We start from the raw sequence: 558 nt of genomic DNA, 5'->3' as shown, positions 1-558 counted from the left end.
AACTAATTGAAGAAGCTTTACAAGTCGCGAAAACTAAACACCTTGATTGTCTTACTACAGCATTTGGACTGACAACCGAGTTGCTTTCTTTCTGGTCAAAGAATCAGTTTTCGCTTCTCAAACTTGGTCTTCAACGTGATAATGCTAGTGGCTGTTATGCCGCGATTATGCAAAGGCCGATATCTTTGTCTGCACAGGAAAATTTGGCTCTATTAGAAAGTATCTATGCCAGAAATTTGCTCAGTGGTATCAGTAGACAATATCAACACCACACTAGCGATACGCTGTATGATGCGCTAACAGAAGCGAAAATTCCAGCAGTAGAGCTAAGGCTAGACAGCAGGCAGCTTGCTCAACTTCAACGCTTTGCTAGCCATAAGTTGGCCATCGAAGAATGTATGAGCGAGTTGATCAGTTTGACCTTATCTTGCTTCAAACAAAAAAATAAAAAAAGTTCAATCAAGCGCCCGCTACAAGTACTGATTCGACGGGTTTTACAAGCTCGTTCAATTTCTGATTGTGTGGAGGAGTTTAATTTTAGTGGGAAAAAAGACCTGG

General features: G+C 41.0%; 1 protein-coding gene. It reads left to right on the top strand.

The genetic code is table 11. The features are described 5' to 3' along the window. Positions 1 to 558 (top strand): GNAT family N-acetyltransferase (locus A3729_RS06575; RefSeq protein ID WP_197475633.1); only part of this gene is annotated, 558 nt, incomplete at both ends.

Source organism: Oleiphilus sp. HI0043 (assembly GCF_001634935.1).
The sequence above is the reverse complement of the archived record's forward strand: the minus strand, read 5'-3'. Positions and strand labels throughout refer to the sequence as shown.